A 21,816-nucleotide genomic window follows, 5' to 3' on the forward strand; every position below is an offset into this window, starting at 1 on the left:
CATCTTTCGTTCGAACATATAAAAAATCAGTTCCTGAGGTCAGAATTCCGCTCGGAATACTAAACGAAACATTGCTCAAGGTCGTTTGCCCTGAAGTTATCGAAATATTTACGCCATTGCCAAAGCCGGGGTCGCTGTTGATATAATATTCCGCTTTTACGATGGAAGGCAATGCATTTGTAGGTAAATTATCCAATTGTTTCATCAACACTTCACTCCATTTTCCTAACTCATCTTTCGTCCGAACATATAAATAATCCGTTCCTGAGGTCAGAATTCCGGTCGGAATGCTAAACGAAACATTGATCAAGGTCGTTTGCCCTGACACTATCGGAATATTTACGCCATTGCCAAAACCGGGGTCGCTGTTGATATAATATTCCGCTTTTACGATGGAAGGCAATGCATTTGTTGGTAAATTATCTAATTGTTTCATCAACACTTCACTCCATTTTCCTAGCTCATCTTTCGTTCGAACATATAAAAAATCAGTTCCTGAGGTCAGAATTCCGCTCGGAATACTAAACGAAACATTGCTCAAGGTCGTTTGCCCTGAAGTTATCGAAATATTTACGCCATTGCCAAAGCCAGGGTCGCTGTTGATATAATATTCCGCTTTTACTATCGATGGCAATGCATTTGTCGGTAAATTATCTAATTGTTTCATCAACACTTCACTCCATTTTCCTAGCTCATCTTTTGTCCGAACATATAAATAATCAGTTCCTAAGGTCAGACTTCCGGTCGGAATGCTAAAAGAAACATTGCTCAAGGTCGTTTGCCCTGACGCTATCGGAATATTTACACCGTTTCCAAAACCAGGGTCGCTGTTGATATAATATTCCGTTTTTACGATGGAAAGCAATGCATTTGTCGGTAAATTATCTAATTGTTTCATCAAGACTTCGCTCCATTTTCCCAACTCATCTTTTGTCCGAACATATAAAAAATCAGTTCCTGAGGTCAGACTTCCGGTCGGAATGCTAAAAGAAACATTGCTCAAGGTCGTTTGCCCTGACGCTATCGGGATATTTACACCGTTTCCAAAACCAGGGTCGCTGTTGATATAATATTCCGCTTTTACGATGGAAGGCAATGAATTTGTTGGTAAATTATCTAATTGTTTCATCAACACTTCACTCCATTTTCCCAACTCATCTTTCGTCCGAACATATAAATAATCAGTTCCTGAGGTCAGAATTCCGGTCGGAATACTAAACGAAACATTGCTCAAGGTCGTTTGCCCTGATGCTATCGGGATATTTACGCCATTGCCAAAACCAGGGTCGCTGTTGATATAATATTCCGCTTTTACGATGGAAGGCAATGAATTTGTTGGTAAATTATCTAATTGTTTCATCAACACTTCACTCCATTTTCCTAACTCATCTTTCGTCCGAACATATAAATAATCCGTTCCTGCTGTCAGAATTCCGGTCGGAATACTAAACGAAACATTGCTCAAGGTCGTTTGCCCTGATGCTATCGGGATATTTACACCATTGCCAAAACCAGGGTCGCTGTTGATATAATATTCCGCTTTTATGATGGAAGGAACTATTGGTGTAACAGTATTTAATATAGTATTTTCGAATACAAGTCCCCATTTACCATCATCATAACGCCCTCTTACAAACAATTTGTGCGAACCAACAGATAAACCTCCAACAGGAACATTAAAACTAAGATTACTTATTTCTCGCTGCAAGATTGGACTAATCGGAACATTTGTACCAAGACCAAAGCCTGGGTCAGTATCAATAAAAAATTCAACTTTATTGATATTCTGACCTACAACATTGAATGCGATTAAAATGCTCAAGATTAGCCCTTTTAAGCTAATTTTATGATTCATTTTAATTGTGTTTAATTGCGTTTGATACTAATTGTAATAGGAATATTTCCCGCAGAAATTGCTCCTTGAGTAAAAGCAGTTATCATTGGAAATGGTGGAATGCCTGACAAAATATAAGGTTTTGGGCCAGCAAATACCCCGCAATCAATTCCACCAATACCTTTCGTTTTAGCAGGCGAACTCACAGCTAAAATAAAATTATCATCTTCTAAATCATCCAATGTACGAGGTTCAGTTACAGCAAAAATTGTATTTTGGGCAGTTGTGAAAAAGTTATTATTTGTAGGTGTTCCCGTACAGCCCACGCAGACATTATTATAAACGTTTGGACTTAAATCAAAAAGATTTCCAACATTTGTTGAGTAAATGATATTGTTATAGTAAATTGATGTATAATCAATTCCGCCAAAAATAATATTGTTTTTCACGATTACATCCGAATCACTTGATTCAAAAAAACCTAAAATAATATTATTAGCTATTGTTGAATGACTCATCGTAAAAGAGGCTTTTCTGACACTTCCTACTATAAAACAATTGGTTAATAAGCCATTAAAAAAATTAGTATTTGAACCATTACTCCTCAAATCATTAAAAATGCAACCAAAAATTTCGATATCAGAAGTAGCTGTTGTAAAAAAGATATCAGCATAATTTCCGTTGGGGTTTTTAATATCAAGACCATAAACTTTTGAACCAGACGAACCTATGCCAAAAGCAAGTCCAGCAACTTTCGCCGTTCTCTTATCAAAAGGGGTATTGGGGTTCTTATTTAACAAGTATCCTGGGCCAACTATCACTAACTTTTTACTGACAGTTATCGAACCATAATTTATGTCAGACGGTTCGATATAAATCGTGTCACCTGCTACTGCTGCTGTTTGAGCCGCTGTAAAATCAGCAAAAACTAATGCCGCTACCAAAGTAACGCCAGGATTATTATTTACTCGACGGATAGTAGCATTTGCATTTAAAATAACCAATACAAGAATTAATTGTAAAAAAATCTTTTTCATGGGAATAGTTGATAATAGTTAAAAATCAAGATTTCAAGCTTAATAAATACATCCGAAATAGCGATTAATGAACTATTTCGGATGTATTCATGCATCCAAAATTAGGTGCTGAAGCAAAGTAAAAAAACTACTAAATGTAGTAGTATAAGTAGTTATTTGCAGAGAATAAAGGTGTTTCTTTAAACCAATTTGTTCTGTAAAGCCTTAGAAACGGCTTCGGTTGCTGAGTTTACGTGAAGTTTTCGGTAGATATTTTTAAGATGAAAATTAACGGTCGGATAACTGATTTTTAAATCTTCGGCAATAAGTTTGTAGCTTAATCCACGAACCAACAACTCTAAAACTTTTTGTTCGCTGTCGGTCAATTCAATAAAATCATTTATTTTCTGATTTTGGTTTTTAAACATTGTCAAGACTTTCCGAGCGATACTTGGCGACATCGGAGAACCTCCTTGATAGGTATCAATAATCGCCGAAACATAACGTTCGGGCGATGAATCTTTTAATATGTAACCACTCGCACCAGCACAAATTGCAGCAAAAATTCTTGTATTATCTTCAAAAACAGTTTGCATCAACAATTGCACTTCAGGATATTTTTGTTTCACTAATTGCACAGCTTCAATACCCGAAATGCCAGGCATTTGAATGTCCATTAAAACTACATTTGGTTTATCTCGACGGATATTTTCTAAAATATTTGTCGCATTAGGATACGCATTTACTAAAAGCAATTCTGGTACACCCCTAACCGTTTCGGAGATTAACTCCCGCAAATCGGGTATATCTTCGTAAATGCAAACTCTTATCATAGTGGTTTTTCTTGCAAAGATTTAGTATTTATTTTTCAAAAAAAACTATTAAATTTAGTAGGTTAAATTTAATTCAAGCCTAATCTCAGTGCCTTCATTTTTAACTGATTTTATAGCTATTTTAGCATTGATTTTATCCGTTCTTTTTTGGAGATTTCCTAAGCCATTCCCTTGTTTAAATGCCTCTTCCCCAAAACCTTTTCCATTATCTATTAACCTTATAATCAAGTAGTTATTTTCTTTTTTAGCATAAAATCTCACTTCGTTAGCTTCTGAATGTCGAGCAATATTATTAATCGCTTCTTTAAAAATAAGATAGACTTCTCGTCGCTGTAAAACTGGCAAAACAATCTGATAAAGTTCTTCATCAATATCTATTACAAGGTCAATTTGCTTTGCGTCAAAAATATCTCGAGCGAAACCAATAATTCGTTCAAGCCATTCTTCTGATTGATCATTTGAAGGATTTATTTCCCAGACTACTTCTCGCACTAAACGCAAAATTTCTCTCGACTTTTGGCTAATATTTTCAAATCTATAAGCAATTTCAGGATTTTGTTTGCTAAGACGTTGGCGACTAAGTTCAGAATACATCGTTAAACTACTTAATGAAGCTGCCAAATCGTCATGTAAATTCGTCGAAATTTCATTCCTTATATTTTGTTGCCTTTGCTCTTCTTTTCGACTTTGTCGTAGTTTATCTCCAAAAGCTACCGAAAACAACACTATTTCGAACATTGAGCCAACCATCAAATAATATTCTTGGTTCATTGCCGAAATGATATTGAGGTTTTTTAATGCTACAAAAATCGCTGCCAACGAAATACTAGCCATTGCCAAAGCATAAAAACGGATATTCCGAATTTTATGAGAAAAATAAAAATAAACAACCCAAAACTGAAGTATCAATTCAAGAAAAGTCAGTCCAATTCCAATAAAATTTGAATACCAATCGTAGTGAAAAAGCAGACTAATACTAAACAATAAAAATACAAGCGAAAAGGCTTTTACTTTTTGTATTATTTGTGGAATATAAACTTTAAAATTTAAAAACTCGATGGTGAAGTAAATCATAAAAAAAGATGACAAATTCAAGAATATCAAATGAAATCTATCATTTAACCATGAATTTGACCAAATATATTGATAAAAAAAGCCATAAAGAACCCCTTGCATTGCTCCAAAACTCAAAACATAAAAAATATAATGAATCAAAGATTTATCTCGAATAACCAACCATAAAAACAAGTTATATAATGAAATCAATAAAATAAATCCGAAATAAACACCCCAAATAATTTTGCGACCAGATATTTCTTGAAAAAACGCTGATTCTTGCCAAAAATGAACAGGAAATTTTAAATCTTCGGTACTTTTAAACCTCAAAAAAATCAAATATTCTTGGTTTTCAATCATATCAATTTTGAAAATTGGATTGGCATCTTTGATTGTACTAAGTTCATACGGAAAATGGTCTCCCATTTTTTTTGAATAAATAATTCTATCATGCTCCATCACAAACAAATCTGCTTCATTTACACGGCTATTTTCAATTTCTAACAGCCACTTTTTATCCGCCAAATTCATTACTCTCATCATTAACCAAACAGATTTATTGGAATAACCAAAGTTTGGAATATCATTCAGAATTGGCTTAAATTCAGCCATAAATGAAGCATTTTCAGTGTTTGGACACCTAAATAGATCTTTTTCATCAATAAATCCAAAACAATGATTTTGAACAAATTCGTGGGTTATTCCTTGATTTAAAATTATATTTGGACTTTGCTTGCTCTTTGTTATTTCTTCAGGATAAAAACGATTCAAACCATTAACTCCACCAAAAAAAATCTCGCCATCGGCCGACTGAAAAGAGCTATATCCATTAAATTCGTATGCCTGTAAACCATCATTTAGATTAAAACAAGTAAAACGCTTTTGTTGACCATCAAAACGAGCAATGCCTCGATTCGTACTTAGCCAAATATTTTGTTTACCATCAATTTCACACGCATATATAAAGTTATTTGGCAAGCCATCTTCTGTTGTAAAAATCTCTTTATTTTGGGTTTTCGGATAATAATGATATAACCCATTACTTGTGCCAATCCACCAAGAAAAATCGCTTTTCGACTGCTTTATACAGATTGGAATTCCTTCTTGAAAAATTGGTTTTGACGTAATTATTTCAAAATTATCAGTCGTTTTAACCTCCAATAAACCACCATTATAGAATCCTATAAAATACTGATTATTAGCTACTTTCTTAATTAATGAAATACGTTTATCAACAAACGCAACCCTATTCTGAAAACGGTTTTTACGTTTATTTAAAAAATAAATCCCCGATTCGGTCGCAACTAATAAATCATTTTTATCCTCTTCGATATAACGTATAAAATTTGTTAACGAAAGGTCTTTTCCATAAGGATTATTAACTTTTATGATTGTATTATTTTTTAAAAATGCCAAACCATGCGAAGTTCCAATCCAAATATTTTGAGCTGAGTCTTGTTTCAAAAATCTGATGGTATTTGACGGCAAAGGTTTTGATTTCCCATCATTAAAATAGCTTTTTTCGATACTTAAATTTTTGTCATTAATTAACCATAACCCACTTTGTTGTGTAGCTAAAATTAGTTGTTTTTTTGTCTCATCTTTCAGAATAAATCTCACCGAATAATTGAGTAAATCTTTAGGAAAGTTTTCTGGAAAAGGAATTCTGAAAGAAGTCAAATTTCCAGGCAAAAGTTGAATTTTATCAATCCCGTAAGGGTCAGTATTTGCCCAAATAATTCCATCATAATCGACATAAATTTGGCTAACTTCATTGATATAAAGGTTGTTTTTTTCTAAAAATGCCTCTCTTTTAATCTGAGCAAACAATTGATTATCAACCGAATAACGCAATAACCCATGCTTTTCAGTAGCTAACCAAAGATTCCCTTTTTTGTCTGAATCTAAGTCAAATATCAAGTCAATTGGTTTATTATTTTCAAAATTCTTGATAACTTTAATCTCATTATTACTGACATTCATAGCAACCAAACCTTCATTGGTAGCAAGCCAAAGGAAGTTTTTCTCAGGTAATATTTTAATGATTTCAAGTGGTTTTCCAGCTTTGTTTTGTGGATGATTTGAAAAGAAATAATCGAGTTTTTTGGTAGAAGTATCAAGTCTAATTACGGCTTCGGTTGTATGAATCCAAAGTTTTCCAAAAGTATCAAATTGAGTAGCATTAACGGAGCGAAAATAATTAGTTTTGAAAGATTTATTTGACAAAATTATTTGCTTTTTCTTCGTTTTTATAGTCAATTTTACCAAACCCTCTTCTACCGACCAAAACCACAAGATACCATTCGCTGCTTTTATCGGAAAAATTTCGTTTTTGACAATTTCTCCGCGATTATTTTTGGTGAAAATAGTTTCAAAATCATTGCTCCCGTATCGGTATCTGTTGAGCGAAGATTCTGTTCCAATCCATAAGTCACCTTCACTATCTTCTATAATTTTCTTTATTTCGATGCCATTTATGCTATTTTTTTGCTTTTTTGAAGGCCTAAATATGGTAAAACTTTCTCCATCCCATTTATTGAGTCCATCCTGAGTACCAAACCACATCGTCCCTCTTGAATCTTTCAGCATGGCAAAAACAGAGCCTTGCGATAGTCCCATTTCAGTACCAAAATGGTCAATTCGATAGTTCAGTTTTTGTGCTTTAATCAACAAAAAACAGTGAATAAATAAAACGATTAAGACACAACGTAAAAAAAAATTATGCAACATATTTTTGTTTCATTTTCCTTAAAAATACACGCTGAATAGAAATATTTACGGAAGTTGATTAAAATTTGCCATTTCTCCAATAACAATTGCGTTTTGCTCGACAAAGAAACTAATCAAAGGTTTTTTCAATCGTCTTTTTTGTATATTTTTATAAAAAAATGATTTAAACCAAATGAAATCCTCTCAATTACTACTTCTAGGAAGTTTAATATTCCTTTTCTCTTGTAATAAATCTAGTAATTACGACCTAATTATCAAAAATGGTGTAGTTTATGATGGCAATGGTACTTCACCAAAAAAAACTGATATTGGCATTAAAGGCGATACAATTGCTTTTATTGGCGATTTATCAGGCGAAAAAAACGCTAAACAAATCATCGATGCAAAAGGAATGGCGGTTGCTCCAGGTTTTGTAAATATGCTCAGTTGGAGTACCGAAAGTCTCATTGAAGATGGTCGTTCGCTTGGAGAAATAACACAAGGAATTACGCTCGAGGTAATGGGCGAAGGTGATTCGATGGGCCCTTTGAGCGATTCTATGAAAGATTATGCACAAAAATCACAAGGAGACATAAAATATCAAATTTCATGGAAAAGCCTCGGTGAATACCTGAGTTTTCTAGAAAAAAAGGGTGTTTCGTGCAATGTTGCTTCATTTGTTGGAGCGTCAACAGTAAGAGCCTATGAGCTAGGATATGCCAATCGACCTCCGAAAATTGATGAACTTGAACGCATGAAACAGCACGTCAGAAAGGCAATGGAAGAAGGTGCAATGGGTGTTGGGTCGGCATTGATTTATACGCCTGGTACGTACTCAGACACACACGAATTAATCGAATTAGCCAAAGTTGCTTCCGAATATGGAGGTACATATATTTCGCACATTCGTAGTGAAGGAAATCGTTTAGAAGAAGCCATTAATGAGTTAATTACGATATCGAAAGAAGCAGGAATTCATGGCGAAATTTACCATTTAAAAGCCGCTGGAAAGAATAATTGGCACAAAATCGATAAAGTAATTGCAAAAATAGACAGTGCCAGAAAAGCAGGAATCAACGTAACTGCTGATATGTATAATTATATTGCAGGAGCAACTGGGCTTGACGCTGCTATGCCGCCGTGGGTTCAAGAAGGTGGATTTGACCAATGGAGTCGTCGGTTGAAATCTGCTACAATCCGTCAGCAAGTTGGCAATGAAATGAGCCATCCACAAAGTGAATGGGAAAACCTATGTTTAGCGGCTGGTGCTGAAAAAACTTTATTAATTGGATTTAAACAAGATTCACTCCGAAAATATATTGGAAAAACACTCGCAGAAGTAGCCTCAATCAGAAAGAAAACTTGGTACGAAACTGCGATGGATTTGGTTGTTCAGGATGGTTCACGAGTGGATGTTGTCTATTTTTTAATGAGCGAAGAAAACGTAAAAAAACAAATACAATTACCTTACATGAGTTTCTGCTCTGATGCTGCTTCCATGTCGGCATCGGGCGTATTTTTAAAATCAAGCAACCATCCGAGAGCTTACGGGAACTTTGCTCGTTTACTTGGAAAATATGTAAGAGATGAAAAAGTTATTTCACTACAAGAAGCCATTAGAAAACTTACATCTTTGCCTTGTGATAACTTAAAAATCCAAAAAAGAGGTCGATTATTGGCAGGAAATTACGCTGATATAGTCATTTTTGACCCAAATAAAATCCAAGACAAGGCTACTTTTGAAAAACCGCACCAACTTTCGGAAGGAATGATTCATGTATTTGTCAACGGCACGCAAGTATTAAAAGATGGGATTCATACAGGAGCAAAATCGGGTAGATTTGTAAAAGGTCCAGGTTGGAAAAAATGAGCTTGATTAATAAAAAAAAGGGTAAATCATTGCGTTAATTCGCTGATTTACCCTTTTATATGGAATTTCAATGATTATTTTCCACCAAATAATTTACTCCAAAAACCTTTTGCTTTTTCTGTAACTTCAGCAACTGTTTCGCTCGCTTCTGCTGCAATTTCTTGAGCTTTTGCTTTCGCAGCATCAACCGCTTCGTTGGCTTCTTCTTTCAAATCAGCAATTTTTTCAGCCGCTTGTGCTTTTACTTCGTTGATTTTTTCGTCACTCACTAATTCAGACGCTTTTGCTTTCAAACCATCAATTGTTGCTGAAGCTTCCGCTGCAATTTCTTGAGCTTTTGCTTTAGCAGCTTCTACTGCTTCATTGGCATCTTCTTTTAAATCAGCAATTTTTTCGGCTGCTTGAGCTTTTACTTCGTTGATTTTTTCATCACTCACTAATTCAGACGCTTTTGCTTTTAGGTCATCAATTGCTTCAGTTGCTTCTGCTTTTAAGTCAGCAAATTTTTCAGTTGCAACGGCTTTAGCTTGGTCAGCCATTTCAGTTGCTTTATCAGTAATACTTTTTTCGTTCTCTGCCATGATAATTTTTACAATTTTTAAGGGTAAGTAATTAAATTCTTCCGTAAAAATACAAATTTGCGAGTATAAAGAAAAATAAACGCTTGATATTTAAGGAATTATACTTTTTTGTTTAGCTTTTTTTAAAATCCAACTTATTACACAACTTTTATTTACCCTTTTTCGTAATAATATAGTATCTTTTCCTAAAAAACTGATGATTAAAAAAATACTATTTTCTGCATTTTTCACATTAATTTTTTTATCACAAATTTTTGCCCAAAAACTCTTTACAATTAGTGGTTATGTACGAGAAAAAGGTAGCCAAGAGCAGTTAATTGGTGTAAATGTTTATGTACCAACGACTACCAACGGCACAACCAGTAATAACTACGGATTTTACTCCATTACGCTTCCTGAAAACGAATCAGTTACTTTGGTTTTTTCGTTTGTTGGCTACGAACGAGTTGTAAAAACCTTTCCACTTACCAAAAACTTGGAAATGAATATTGAGTTGGCTTCTTCTAATCAGCTTCAGGAAGTTGTGGTGTCGTCCAAACGCCAAGAAGAACGCATCAGCGAATCAGTACAAATGAGTAAAATTGATATTCCCATCAGTCAAATCAAGAAAATACCTGCTTTCTTGGGAGAAAAAGATGTATTGAAGGTTTTGCAACTCATGCCAGGAGTACAAAAAGGTTCGGAAGGACAAAGTGGAATTTATGTTCGTGGTGGCGGCCCTGACCAAAATTTGATAATTTTAGATGACGCTGTGGTATATAATGCCAATCATCTTTTTGGTTTTTTCTCGGTTTTTAATGGCGATGCTTTAAAAAGTGTAGAATTGACAAAAGGAGGTTTTCCAGCACGTTTTGGTGGTCGACTTTCTTCGGTAATTGAAATGAATATGAAGGAAGGAAACAAAGAAAAATTACATGGAGAAGGTGGCATTGGCTTGATTTCGTCGAGAATTACGCTCGAAGGGCCAATCCGAACAAAAAAACAAACAAATACAAAATCTTCATTTATTGTTTCGGCTCGAAGAACATATCTTGATATAGTTGCTTCGCCATTTATCAAGGCTTCTCAAAAAAACGAAATCGAAAAAACAACGGGCGGTTACTATTTTTATGATTTGAACGCCAAAATAAATTATGAATTTGGGCAAAAAGATAAACTTTATTTGAGTGGATATTTTGGTCAAGATAAGTTTCAAACAAATACTAAAAGTGCTGATAATTCTTCAACCAATGGATTAAATTGGGGAAATGAAACTGCCACTTTACGATGGAATCATTTATTTTCACAAAAGCTTTTTGGCAATCTGTCATTGATTTATAGCCGTTATCGTTTTAATATCAACTCTACCCAAAATAGTACTGATACACAAACCAACACTACATCGATTTATAATTTACAATACGATTCGGGTATTAGAGATTTTTCAATTAAATATGATTTTGATTTTTTCCCAAATCCTCAACATTCTCTTAAAATCGGCGTTCAATCAACTTCACATCGTTTTACTCCAAGTGCGGTAGTTTTACAAGATTCGGATATAAGTCGCTACGAAACCAAAATCGAAAACATTGACGTTATCGAATCAGGTATTTATGTAGAAGATATTTGGAAACCAATTGACCGATTAAAGATGAATATTGGCCTCCGAATGAGTAATTATCATGTTTCTGGCTCTGACTATATTCGTCCAGAACCACGTTTTTCGGGAGCTTTCAAGTTAAGCAATGATTTGGCGTTTAAAGCGTCTTATGCTTTAATGAATCAGTACGTACATTTGTTGACTAATACTGGTTTAGGTTTGCCAACCGATTTGTGGGTACCATCGACCGACAAAATTGCTCCGCAACAATCGCAGCAAATAGCGGCTGGTTTTGCAAAGGATTTCGATAAAAGTGGATTAACTTTTACAATTGAAGGTTACTATAAATCAATGTCGAATTTGATAAATTACAAGGAAGGAGCAAGTTTTTTACTTGTAAATGATGTAACTGGTGCAAATAAAGTACGTTGGGAAGACAACGTAACGGCTGGAAAAGGTTGGTCTTATGGAACTGAGTTTTTATTGCAAAAGAAAGTTGGAAAGTTTTCGGGTTGGGCTGGATATACACTTTCTTGGACAAAATGGAAGTTTGCAGAATTGAATTTTGGCAAAGAATTTTACCCTCGTTACGATCGTCGAAATGATATTTCGTTGGTTGGTATTTATGATATAAAACCTAACATTACTTTCTCAGCTGTTTGGGTTTATGGTACTGGAAATGCCTTAACTGTTCCACTTTCAAGATACAATGCGTATAGCAATTTTAACACTCGACAAAATAATATTAATCCAAACTCATCTGTGACGCCACTTTTTACAGGAAGAGCGGTGCAAGAATATGGCGAAAAAAACGCCTTTAGAGCCGAACCTTACCATCGTTTAGATGTAGGCGTTCAGTTTAATAAAAAGAAACGTCACCACGAACGTACTTGGGAAGTGAGCATTTATAACGCTTATAATCGTAAAAATCCATTCTTCTATCAACTCAACTCAAAAATCGACGCTAATAATCAATCTATCACAACTTTGCAGCGATATTCGATTTTTCCGATTATTCCATCAGTAAGCTATAATTTTAAGTTTTAAATTTCATGAAAAAACATATTCTACTTAGTTTACTCATTATCAGCCAATTAACAATCTTTTCTTGTAAAAGTTTGGTTAAAGAAATCGACCCTTCTATTTTACCCCAAACCGATTCAAAGCTGGTTGTTGCATGTTTCATTTCACCGCAAGACACTATTTTATCGGCAAAAATAACAGAAACTAAAGTACTCATTGGCTCTACTGGCGATATCAGCAATGATATTACAAATGCAAGCGTCAAGATTTCGGATGGTACAAAAACCGTTTCTATGATATATCATTCTACATTGGGGTATTACCGAGCCTTACCTTCAGATTTACCTATTTTATCAGGAAAAACATATACAATTACAGTATTTACCCCAGATGGTCGAAAAGTTAACGCTTCGACGAGTGTTCCTAATAAAATTGACATCAAAGAAGTAAAAGTTGATTCAACAAAAATAGTTGATATTCAGCGAGGCAATCAAGTGACGAACACCGAATACAACGTAAAAGTGATTTGGCAAGACATCGTTGGAGCAAATAACTTTTATCGTGCATTAAGCGTTTTCGATTTTATTTATCAAATTCCTGACCCTAAAAACAATAAAAATAGTGTGTTAAGTCCAGTCTCAACAATGGTTGATTTACGTACAATTGATGATAAAAACACAGATGGACAATTGATTTCTTTGAATAGAAGTTTCCAACCATTCACGAGTCAAGGACAGCCCTCAACAGGGCAAAATATATCAGTTAAAAGCTTACAAAATATCAAAGTCGGCCTTTTTCATACAGATTCTCATTATTATAATTATCATACTTCTTTACGAAAACAGCGAGAAAATAATAATCCATTTGCCGAACCTGTATTATTATATACAAATATTAATGGAGGTTTTGGTTGTTTTGGGGCTTATAATGCAAGCTGGCAGGAAATTAAAGCAAAGTAAAAAACGAAAAGAGTGTTTGAAAAAAAAACTCAAACACTCTTTTGCATCAATAAAATTTAAGCGGTAAATATCGAAAACCTTTTTTTGTCTTTTATTAATTCATTTTAAAATTGCTTCAAATAGCTAATTTTTGCAATCACGTGGTTTTCGGTTTGATACCTAATTATGTTTGGTTGTTCGACATTATCGAAACCTCGGTGATTATACACAAAATATATGTATGAAAGGGGCTGATATTCCCATGAAAGTCGAATATTGTAGTTTTGCAGGTTATTTTCTGAATTTTTCTGAATAAAACTAATCAATTGTACACGTGGATTTAAGGCAAAACGTCCTTCAATCGAATATAAATCTACATTTTTTGTCGTTAATTCATCGCCAACTTTCTTAAAATGATTTCGATTAAAACGGCCAATAATTGATACATGCGGAATTGGTGCAAATTGCACTTTTATATCATTAGCAACCAATTTTCCATTAAAATATGTTCCCCAATCATGCTGAATTGTCATATTCAACATTTTTGAAGGGTCGGTACTTGCGTAAATTTGTTGTCTTACATAATTGTAGCTTCCAACCGAAATTGTTGTTCCTAAAGGTTGGAACGGTTCGGGTAAAAACTGGAAAGTAGGATTGACCAAATAACCCATAAATCCACCATTTTGGAAATTAAACCAAATCGGATTGATATTGATTTGGCGTTCGATTAATTTACCTGTGGAAGCTTGGTGATAAAACTCAGTCATAATTCCAGGTTCAAAAGCTCGAATGTATTTTTTTGGTAACCAATTTCCTCGATTATAAAAAAATATTCCAGGCGTTGTACCGACCACATCACTACGAGAAACAAAACCCATTTCGGGATTAAAATCTTTGGTCACAACCGATTGTGTCCACCAAACTTTGAACTGATTAGTGGTATAATAATATTGAGCAAAACCCGAAAACCCTTTTTTACCTCCATTTGTAGAAGTAGAATAAACAGCCATTGTGTTGAGTGAATGAGATTGGCCTAAACGGAAAAATCCATCAATCGCACCCACAATATTTGACCCATCAGGGCGGTTTTTGACAGTTACTAATCCTCCAATTCGGCTTTGTTTACCAAAATTTTCTGAGAATCTTCCCACAAAAAAATTAATCGCTGGCGAATCCCCCACTTCACGCTGACGCATCGCAATTACGCCAAAATTTCTTTTCAAAGAACGATAAACAAATCTTCCACCCGCATCAATAGGAATTGGGTTTCCTTTATTATCCAAACCAATTCTTCTACTAAAAAAAGGTTGAACTTGCATATTTCCACCAGAAAAATCAGGATTTGGTCCAACGCCAACACCAAATAGTGACGCATTTTCTAAGAAAAACTGTCGTCTTTCAGGAAAAAACACCGAAAAACGAGTAACATTATTTACTTGACGGTCGGCATCTGCTTGAGCAAAATCTGTATTTGTTGTGAGGTCTAAAACCGCATTTGGATTAATTGCCCATTTCAATTCTCCACCTAATTTAAAATTCGTTTCTGAAGGTTTTGCAATTTTTCCACCGTTATAGTTATCGTATGAAGTCAAAAAATACGGTTGAATTCTCACATTCGTTGACGGTGGAGGTGGTTGAAGATTTTTCAGAACGCCCGCATAAGTCATTCGTAGATTTGAAAACGAACGAGGATAAGGCGAAAATGCCGTTTGTTCATTGCTCATTCTACGGCTACGAAAAACATTAAAACCCCAATTTTGAATGGTTTCGGTAGTTTTTGGATAACGCAAAGTTTGCCAAGGAATTGCCATTTCGGCCACCCAACCCGAATCCGTTCGAGAAGTTCTTACTCGCCAAAGTCCGTCCCAATCTGTGTCGTAATAAAGGTCATCAAACGATAATAAATCACGCTGTACACCATACGGATTCGTTACCAAAGCCATTGCATTTCTTTTGTCATTGAAACCATCAAACGACAAGGCAACCATATCATGCTGACGAAAATTAAAATCTCGCTTAAAATCGGTAGCTCTAATGGCTTTTTTTCCTAAAGAATCACGAGCGAAAATTCCAAAATAAAGGTACTGCTTATTATAAAGCACTTTCACTTCGGTTTCATTCGTAGGTTTTCTACCCTGAAAAGGTTCGATTTGAGTAAATCCTGAAGTTGGCTTGATTTTTTGCCATTCCGAATCATTCATAATACCATCAATACGAAGTGAAGATGAAATTTGCGTAGCTTCAATTGATTTTTTGATAGAATCAGGCTTAAAAATATCAGCGTCTTGGCCAAAGGCAATAGAAGTTGTAATAACTAGAATTAGTAGTAGTTTTTTTATCATTTGATGATGAGCTTTTTCAGTACAAATTTAGTTAAAATATTTTAATATGAATTTTATTGTTACGCTAAATGTTTCTTTCACAAGCAATTTTATAATTTTGCAACTGTTTCTAACAAAGTAAGAATCTTGTAAAAATGATAAGATTAAAACCAAGCCTGTAAAAAAACTTGGTTGAAAGAATATTTCACAAAAAAATAAATTAAATGTTAATCAATATTTTCAAATCCAAAATCCATCGAGTGAAAGTCACTCAAGCCGAACTCAACTATGTTGGCAGCATCACAATCGACGAAGATTTGCTCGATGCCGCAGGAATTGTTGAAAACGAAAGAGTACAGGTAGTCAATAATAATAACGGTGAGCGTTTGGAAACATACGCCATAAAAGGTAAGCGTGGCTCAGGTATTATTTGCCTTAATGGAGCGGCTGCCCGCAAAGCAGAAGTTGGTGATATTGTCATTATTATTTCGTACGGCTGGATGACCCAAGAAGAAGCAAAAACGCATAAACCGTTGGTTGTTTTTCCTGATGAAAATAACCTTGTAGTAAAATAATTTTGGCACGATTTTCAAAGCCATCATTAAATAAAATGCTTTTTGGAAGTTGCTTAACTTCTGCTACTTTATAAAATTTATAATGAAAAAAACGCTTCAGTACCTTATTTCTCTTGCCATTGCTGCCGCTTTGTTATGGTTTGTTTTCAAAGACATTGACTTAAATACCCTTTGGGAAAAGATTAAACTGGCTGATTATCGCTGGGTAGCATTGTCGGCGGTGCTTGCTTTGGTCGCTCACTGGAGTCGTGCCTATCGTTGGGTTTTAATGCTCGAACCGATGGGTTATAAACCATCTGTTTTTCGTACAACTTTAGCCGTTTTGGTAGGTTACGGAGCAAATTTAGTTTTTCCAAGAGCGGGTGAAGTTGCTCGCTGTGGCACACTCAATAAACTTGAAGATATTCCATTTGAAAAGTCCTTCGGAGCTGTAATCGCAGAGCGTTTGATTGATGTAATGGTACTTTTATTTTTGATTTTCATCAACTTTATTCTTGAATTTGACCGACTAAAAGAAGTATTTTTTAACTTTTTTGGTGAAAAATTCAAAAATCCAATGCTTCTAGGTATTTACGCATTAGTTGGTGTCACGATTCTCATTGTTGGTTATTTATTAATCAAGAAAAACCAACAAAAAATCATGCAATTGCCTTTATATCAAAAGATTAGTTCTTTTATTGTTGGCTTGGCAAGTGGTTTTTTGAGTGTAAAAAACCTTAAAAACCCTTCTGCTTTCATATTTCATACGATACTTATTTGGTGTATGTATTTTATAATGACGTATGTACTTTGTTTTGCACTTCCCGAAACCGCTAATCTTTCACCATTGGCTGCACTCACAATTTTCGTAATGGGTTCAATCGGAATGGCTGCCCCTACACAAGGTGGTATAGGAAGTTATCATTTTTTGGTTGGAAGTATTGTAGTCCTTTACGGGCTTTCTGAACAAGACGGAATTACGTTAGCTACATTTCTTCATGCTATGCAAGGAATGGTTTTTGTAGCAGTTTTTGGGATTATTGCTTTCATTTTGACACTTATTTTGCCCAAAAAAGTACAAGAAAAAACTATTTCTTAAAACCTAAAAAAATGACCGAATCAAAAATACTTAGTCGAGAAGCTGCAAAAAAACAAATTGAACAATGGCAAGCGGAAGGCAAAAAAATCGTTTTTACAAACGGCTGCTTCGATATTGTGCATCTCGGCCACATAGATTATTTAGAAAAAGCTCAAGCTTTAGGCGATAAACTTGTTCTTGGACTAAATACTGATGCTTCGGTGAGACGATTGAAGGGTGAAAGTAGGCCTGTGATAAACGAATATGCAAGAGCTAGAATGATGTCAGCCATGAGTTTCATTGATACTGTCATTTTGTTCGACGAAGAAACACCTAAAGAATTAATTGAGACACTTTGTCCGAATATTTTGGTCAAAGGAGATGATTACACCATTGAGAACATAGTTGGAGCAGAATTTGTTATGGCTCATGGAGGCGAAGTAAAAACCATTTCATTGGTGAAAGGGTACTCAACTAGCTCTATTATTCAGAAAATAAAAGAAAGCTATTGATTAAGTCGTTTGATTATTAATCAAGAACTTGTTAAAATTAAAAAACAAAAAAATTATGATTTTCATTATCAGTATTGTCTTTATGCTCATCGGCCTGATGGTATCAAGACGCTTAAAAAGTAAATTTGAGGAGTATTCACAAATACGTTTAAGAAATGGCATGACTGGAGCAGAAATTGCTCAACAAATGCTTCACGATAACGGCATTTACGATGTACGAATCATCCAAGTTGAAGGACAACTAACTGACCATTATGACCCAATTAGTAAAACAGTTAATTTAAGCTATGATGTTTACACAGGAAATAGTGCTGCTTCGGCTGCTGTAGCTGCACACGAATGTGGACATGCAGTACAACATGCCATTGCGTACGCACCATTAAAAATGCGTTCGTCACTTGTACCAATTGTAAATATTGCTACTAAGGGCATGAACCTATTTTACATGTTTGGATTCATGTTTATGGGCTATATTTTCTCACGAAATACAGCTTTAGCACAATCTGTATTATTGGTGCTGGTTTTGGCCAATGCCGCCATTGCTTTATTTTCGCTTATCACTTTACCCGTAGAATACGATGCGAGTAATCGTGCTTTAAAATGGATGGAAATGAAAAGTGTGGTTACAACTGGCGAACACGACATGGCAAAAGATGCACTCAAATGGGCAGCTTTAACATATGTAGTTGCGGCAGCGGGTGCAGTAGCCAACTTACTATATTATTTAAGTATGTATTTAGGACGTCGAGATTGATTATAAGCTTAGCAGTTTTTAAATTGTTATACAAAACCACGCATTTAACAATAATATTTTGTTGAATTCGTGGTTTTTTGTTGTAAATTCGTCACCAACATTAAAATAAAACACATAAAAGTGATTTCTCAATTTAATTTTCCCACAAAAATCAGATTCGGAGCAGGTGTCATTGCAGAACTTCCTGCTTATTTGAAAGACAATAACCTTTCAAAACCATTGGTTGTAACCGACCCAAATGTTGCTAATTTGCCATTTTTTAAGCAAATCATTCAGGATTTAATCGCCAAAGGTATTAGTACTGAAGTTTTTAGCGATATTCATAAAAACCCAGTCAAATCTGATGTTTATAAAGGCGATGAAGCCTATTATGGTACACACCGAGATTGTATTATCGGCATTGGTGGTGGAGCAGCAATTGATGTTGCAAGAGCCATTTTATTGAGAATTAATCACCGTGAAGATTTATTCAAATATGATGATTTGATTGGTGGCGATGTTTATGTAACTAACGATGTCCCGCATTTTATTACTATTCCAACAACCGCAGGAACAGGCAGTGAAGTTGGCCGGAGTGCTATCATTGCTGATGATGAGACTCACCAAAAAAAGATACTCTTTTCACCAAAACTATTAGCAAAAATTATATTTGCCGACCCAATGCTGACAATGGATTTACCGCCATTTATCACAGCAGCTACTGGAATGGACGCATTGACACACAACATGGAAGCTTTTGTGGCAAAAAATTGGCACCCAATGTGTGATGGAATTGCTTTAGAAGGTATTTCGTTAATCCATGATTCTTTGGAAAAAGCAGTCAATAAACCCGACCTCGAAGCACGTAGTAAAATGCTGATTGCATCATTGATGGGTGCGGTAGCGTTTCAGAAAGGTTTAGGTGTTGTACATTCATTGGCTCATCCACTTTCATCTTTACTTGATACACATCATGGTTTGGCAAATGCTGTGAATATTCCGTATGGTATGAAATTTAATATTGCTGGTTTTGAAGATAAATTTAAGCGAATTGCACGAACACTAAACTTAAAAGACGAATCGGGCGAAGCAGTTGTACAGTATTTATTTGATTTGAATTCAAAAATCAATATTCCGCATCGTTTGCGAGATATTGGTGTAAAATCAGAGCATATTGAAACTTTGGCCGATTTAGCAATTGCAGATTTTGCTCACCCAAATAATCCAAAACCTGTTTCAAGAGATGATTTTAGAAACTTATATTTAGAAGCTTTATAATTAAAGAAAAATCATATATTTGTTTAACAAAAAATAGATACAACCATGAAAACCTACTTAGTTTATTTCGCTCTTTTGTTGTTTTCAAATGAAATCTTTGGACAAATAAGTAATAATAAATATGACTATTTTCTACGAAAAATACAAGTTCCGGGAAGTAGTGATAGCAGGATTGTTGTAAATAAAAAAAATGGAGACACCACCCTTCAAGCCTACTATAATTCGAGAGACGTTGTCAATAATACGAACCAAGAATTTACTAAAATTTATAAAGGCACGCCATTTTTTAAAAATGGTTGGTTTAGAGGTAAATTAAGTAGTGAAGGCGGCAAAGAGCTAGAGTTTTTAATGGCTTTTAATATTCAAAAAAACGAACTTTATATTGTAGAAGACCTAAATAAGGATGCCGTAACTATTAAACCTGAATCTTTTACAATTGAAGGACATCATTTTAGTAAATTTCTAAATGCTTATTACGAAGTAATTTATATTAGTAATAATACACTTCTAAAAGAGCATTCATGTGTTTTACACGCCAATTCTATCGAAAAAACTGGCTATGAAGCATCAGGCGGTACTGGCGAATATGAAGGTGAATTTGTAAAAACCTCCAAGTTTTTTCTTCTCAAAGGAGAAGAGGTGGTTCAGTTTCCTAAAGGAAAACATTTTTACGCACTTTTTGGAGATAAAAAGCCTTTGATTGAAGAATACATAAAATTAAATAATATCAATCTTAAATCAGAAAATGGCATCGTAAGTACGCTTAAATATTACGATTCTTTGGAAAATCCTCAATGAAAATAGGCATTACAGATTGCGGAGAAAAATATCCGATTTATGAAAAATGGATTATATCGCAGCAAACCCATGACACACAAATTGAGACAATTAAACTTGGCTATCAACAAGATAATTTGGAGCAAATCAAAGAATGTGATGGCATCGTATTAACTGGCGGCGAAGATATTCATCCACGTTTTTACAAAAAAAATGCTGATGATATTTCACAATATTTAGACCTTTGTAATCCTAATTTCATGGACGAACGCCGTGATGATTTTGAATGGAAAGTTTGTGAATATATCTTTAAAAATCAGCTTCCTCTGTTAGGAATTTGTCGAGGGTTGCAGCTTGTCAATGTATTTTTGGGTGGAACGCTGATTCCTGATATTCCGACCACTGGAAAGAATAATCACTCAAAGTACTATGAAGGAAAAGACCGTTATCATGCGGTAAATTTTTTGGCTGATTCTGAGTTATTAAAAATTACTGGCGAACAAAATTTCATTCAAAATGACCAAGCTTTAATCAATTCTGCCCACCACCAATCGGCTGATATTATTCCTAATTCTTTAAAAATCAATGCTTTATCAGAAGATGGAATTGTTGAAGGACTTGAATGGTCGGATGCTGTTCGCCATCAAAATCATTATTTAATGTTAGTTCAATGGCATCCAGAACGAATTATTAATGCAGAAAACAATAGTTTTTCATCTAAAATTCGACAAAACTTTGTCGAAAATATTCAATTAAAATTTCAATAATGACGCTCGATTCATTTCTTATTAAACTCCGCGAAATTCCCAATCAAATCGAATTTACAGATACAATGGCTGTTATCGAAAACTTGTATGATTTTACGCCAACAGCTTTCCAAAATGGTGATTTACACAACGAAGCTGGACAAAATTCTGGTTCGTGCAAATTATTTTCTTTTGCCAAATTACAAAACTTTACGGTCGAGCAAACGTTGAGTTGCTTCGGTGCTTTTTATCGTGTCGATGTGCTTGAAAATCCTGACGCAAAAAACCACCAAAATATTAGAAATTTCATAAAAACAGGCTGGAATGGAATTGAGTTTGATGGTGTAGCTTTGGTCAATAAGTAAAATAAAATTGAAA

17 protein-coding genes are annotated in these 21,816 nt (G+C 34.6%); 11 read left to right on the forward strand and 6 right to left on the reverse strand.

Going from position 1 to position 21,816, the window contains the following annotated elements:
• The 4 genes from MJQ71_RS09755 to MJQ71_RS09770 form a co-directional block, all read right to left on the reverse strand.
• Positions 1-1,855: hypothetical protein (locus tag MJQ71_RS09755; RefSeq protein ID WP_238806423.1), on the reverse strand; the 1,855-nt coding region annotated here is incomplete at its 3' end.
• A gap of 11 nt (positions 1,856-1,866) precedes the next feature.
• Positions 1,867-2,871: a hypothetical protein gene (locus MJQ71_RS09760; RefSeq protein ID WP_238806424.1), complete on the reverse strand. Its 1,005-nt coding sequence runs from the start codon at positions 2,869-2,871 to the stop codon at positions 1,867-1,869.
• Between the two features lie 179 nt (positions 2,872-3,050).
• Positions 3,051-3,683, reverse strand: coding sequence for a response regulator (locus MJQ71_RS09765; protein ID WP_238806425.1), 633 nt, complete (start codon positions 3,681-3,683; stop codon positions 3,051-3,053).
• A 54-nt stretch (positions 3,684-3,737) separates the two neighbouring features.
• Positions 3,738-7,469 (reverse strand): sensor histidine kinase, encoded by a 3,732-nt coding sequence (locus MJQ71_RS09770; RefSeq protein ID WP_238806426.1) that lies wholly within the window; start codon positions 7,467-7,469, stop codon positions 3,738-3,740.
• A 172-nt stretch (positions 7,470-7,641) separates the two neighbouring features.
• On the opposite strand from MJQ71_RS09770, the gene MJQ71_RS09775 reads away from it, so the two are divergent.
• On the forward strand, positions 7,642-9,318 hold the full coding sequence (locus tag MJQ71_RS09775; RefSeq protein ID WP_238806427.1) for an N-acyl-D-amino-acid deacylase family protein: 1,677 nt from the start codon (positions 7,642-7,644) through the stop codon (positions 9,316-9,318).
• A gap of 74 nt (positions 9,319-9,392) precedes the next feature.
• On the opposite strand, the gene MJQ71_RS09780 is transcribed toward MJQ71_RS09775, so the two are convergent.
• Positions 9,393-9,899 (reverse strand): hypothetical protein, encoded by a 507-nt coding sequence (locus MJQ71_RS09780; protein WP_238806428.1) that lies wholly within the window; start codon positions 9,897-9,899, stop codon positions 9,393-9,395.
• A gap of 196 nt (positions 9,900-10,095) precedes the next feature.
• Between MJQ71_RS09780 and MJQ71_RS09785 the strand changes: the two genes are divergently transcribed.
• Entirely contained in the window at positions 10,096-12,525 is a 2,430-nt protein-coding gene (locus tag MJQ71_RS09785; protein WP_238806429.1) for a TonB-dependent receptor, read from the forward strand.
• 5 nt (positions 12,526-12,530) lie between these two features.
• Entirely contained in the window at positions 12,531-13,460 is a 930-nt protein-coding gene (locus MJQ71_RS09790; RefSeq protein ID WP_238806430.1) for a DUF4249 domain-containing protein, read from the forward strand.
• Between the two features lie 104 nt (positions 13,461-13,564).
• On the opposite strand, the gene MJQ71_RS09795 is transcribed toward MJQ71_RS09790, so the two are convergent.
• On the reverse strand, positions 13,565-15,781 hold the full coding sequence (locus tag MJQ71_RS09795; RefSeq protein WP_238806431.1) for a carbohydrate binding family 9 domain-containing protein: 2,217 nt from the start codon (positions 15,779-15,781) through the stop codon (positions 13,565-13,567).
• A gap of 203 nt (positions 15,782-15,984) precedes the next feature.
• On the opposite strand from MJQ71_RS09795, the gene panD reads away from it, so the two are divergent.
• From panD to MJQ71_RS09835, 8 genes are all read left to right on the forward strand, one after another.
• Complete coding sequence (gene panD / locus MJQ71_RS09800; protein ID WP_238806432.1) at positions 15,985-16,335, forward strand: aspartate 1-decarboxylase; 351 nt, start codon at positions 15,985-15,987, stop codon at positions 16,333-16,335.
• Positions 16,336-16,417: 82 nt separating this feature from the next.
• A complete protein-coding gene (locus MJQ71_RS09805) occupies positions 16,418-17,413 on the forward strand; it encodes a lysylphosphatidylglycerol synthase transmembrane domain-containing protein (protein ID WP_238806433.1) in 996 nt (331 codons plus the stop codon).
• Between the two features lie 11 nt (positions 17,414-17,424).
• Positions 17,425-17,904 (forward strand): D-glycero-beta-D-manno-heptose 1-phosphate adenylyltransferase, encoded by a 480-nt coding sequence (gene rfaE2 / locus MJQ71_RS09810; protein ID WP_238806434.1) that lies wholly within the window; start codon positions 17,425-17,427, stop codon positions 17,902-17,904.
• A gap of 55 nt (positions 17,905-17,959) precedes the next feature.
• A complete protein-coding gene (locus tag MJQ71_RS09815) occupies positions 17,960-18,658 on the forward strand; it encodes a zinc metallopeptidase (RefSeq protein WP_238806435.1) in 699 nt (232 codons plus the stop codon).
• A 120-nt stretch (positions 18,659-18,778) separates the two neighbouring features.
• The gene (locus tag MJQ71_RS09820; protein ID WP_238806436.1) at positions 18,779-19,915 is read left to right on the forward strand and encodes an iron-containing alcohol dehydrogenase; all 1,137 of its coding nucleotides are present in this window, start codon (positions 18,779-18,781) and stop codon (positions 19,913-19,915) included.
• A gap of 45 nt (positions 19,916-19,960) precedes the next feature.
• Entirely contained in the window at positions 19,961-20,713 is a 753-nt protein-coding gene (locus MJQ71_RS09825) for a hypothetical protein (RefSeq protein WP_238806437.1), read from the forward strand.
• On the forward strand, positions 20,710-21,459 hold the full coding sequence (locus tag MJQ71_RS09830) for a gamma-glutamyl-gamma-aminobutyrate hydrolase family protein (RefSeq protein ID WP_238806438.1): 750 nt from the start codon (positions 20,710-20,712) through the stop codon (positions 21,457-21,459). Before MJQ71_RS09825 ends, MJQ71_RS09830 begins: the two co-directional genes overlap by 4 nt.
• Positions 21,459-21,803, forward strand: coding sequence for a HopJ type III effector protein (locus MJQ71_RS09835; protein WP_238806439.1), 345 nt, complete (start codon positions 21,459-21,461; stop codon positions 21,801-21,803). The genes MJQ71_RS09830 and MJQ71_RS09835 overlap by 1 nt, the downstream gene beginning before the upstream one ends.
• Positions 21,804-21,816 lie beyond the last annotated feature (13 nt).

Source organism: Emticicia aquatica, from assembly GCF_923079645.1.
Classification (GTDB): Bacteria; Bacteroidota; Bacteroidia; order Cytophagales; family Spirosomataceae; genus Emticicia; species Emticicia aquatica.

Bases quoted from the DNA above. Each gene is read 5' to 3' on its own strand.
- MJQ71_RS09805 (WP_238806433.1), top strand. From the start codon at position 16,418: ATGAAAAAAACGCTTCAGTACCTTATTTCTCTTGCCATTGCTGCCGCT.
- MJQ71_RS09780 (WP_238806428.1), bottom strand. From the start codon at position 9,899: ATGGCAGAGAACGAAAAAAGTATTACTGATAAAGCAACTGAAATGGCT.
- rfaE2 (WP_238806434.1), top strand. From the start codon at position 17,425: ATGACCGAATCAAAAATACTTAGTCGAGAAGCTGCAAAAAAACAAATT.
- panD (WP_238806432.1), top strand. From the start codon at position 15,985: ATGTTAATCAATATTTTCAAATCCAAAATCCATCGAGTGAAAGTCACT.
- MJQ71_RS09760 (WP_238806424.1), bottom strand. From the start codon at position 2,871: ATGAAAAAGATTTTTTTACAATTAATTCTTGTATTGGTTATTTTAAAT.
- MJQ71_RS09815 (WP_238806435.1), top strand. From the start codon at position 17,960: ATGATTTTCATTATCAGTATTGTCTTTATGCTCATCGGCCTGATGGTA.
- MJQ71_RS09790 (WP_238806430.1), top strand. From the start codon at position 12,531: ATGAAAAAACATATTCTACTTAGTTTACTCATTATCAGCCAATTAACA.
- MJQ71_RS09765 (WP_238806425.1), bottom strand. From the start codon at position 3,683: ATGATAAGAGTTTGCATTTACGAAGATATACCCGATTTGCGGGAGTTA.
- MJQ71_RS09825 (WP_238806437.1), top strand. From the start codon at position 19,961: ATGAAAACCTACTTAGTTTATTTCGCTCTTTTGTTGTTTTCAAATGAA.
- MJQ71_RS09835 (WP_238806439.1), top strand. From the start codon at position 21,459: ATGACGCTCGATTCATTTCTTATTAAACTCCGCGAAATTCCCAATCAA.
- MJQ71_RS09795 (WP_238806431.1), bottom strand. From the start codon at position 15,781: ATGATAAAAAAACTACTACTAATTCTAGTTATTACAACTTCTATTGCC.
- MJQ71_RS09770 (WP_238806426.1), bottom strand. From the start codon at position 7,469: ATGTTGCATAATTTTTTTTTACGTTGTGTCTTAATCGTTTTATTTATT.
- MJQ71_RS09775 (WP_238806427.1), top strand. From the start codon at position 7,642: ATGAAATCCTCTCAATTACTACTTCTAGGAAGTTTAATATTCCTTTTC.
- MJQ71_RS09830 (WP_238806438.1), top strand. From the start codon at position 20,710: ATGAAAATAGGCATTACAGATTGCGGAGAAAAATATCCGATTTATGAA.
- MJQ71_RS09785 (WP_238806429.1), top strand. From the start codon at position 10,096: ATGATTAAAAAAATACTATTTTCTGCATTTTTCACATTAATTTTTTTA.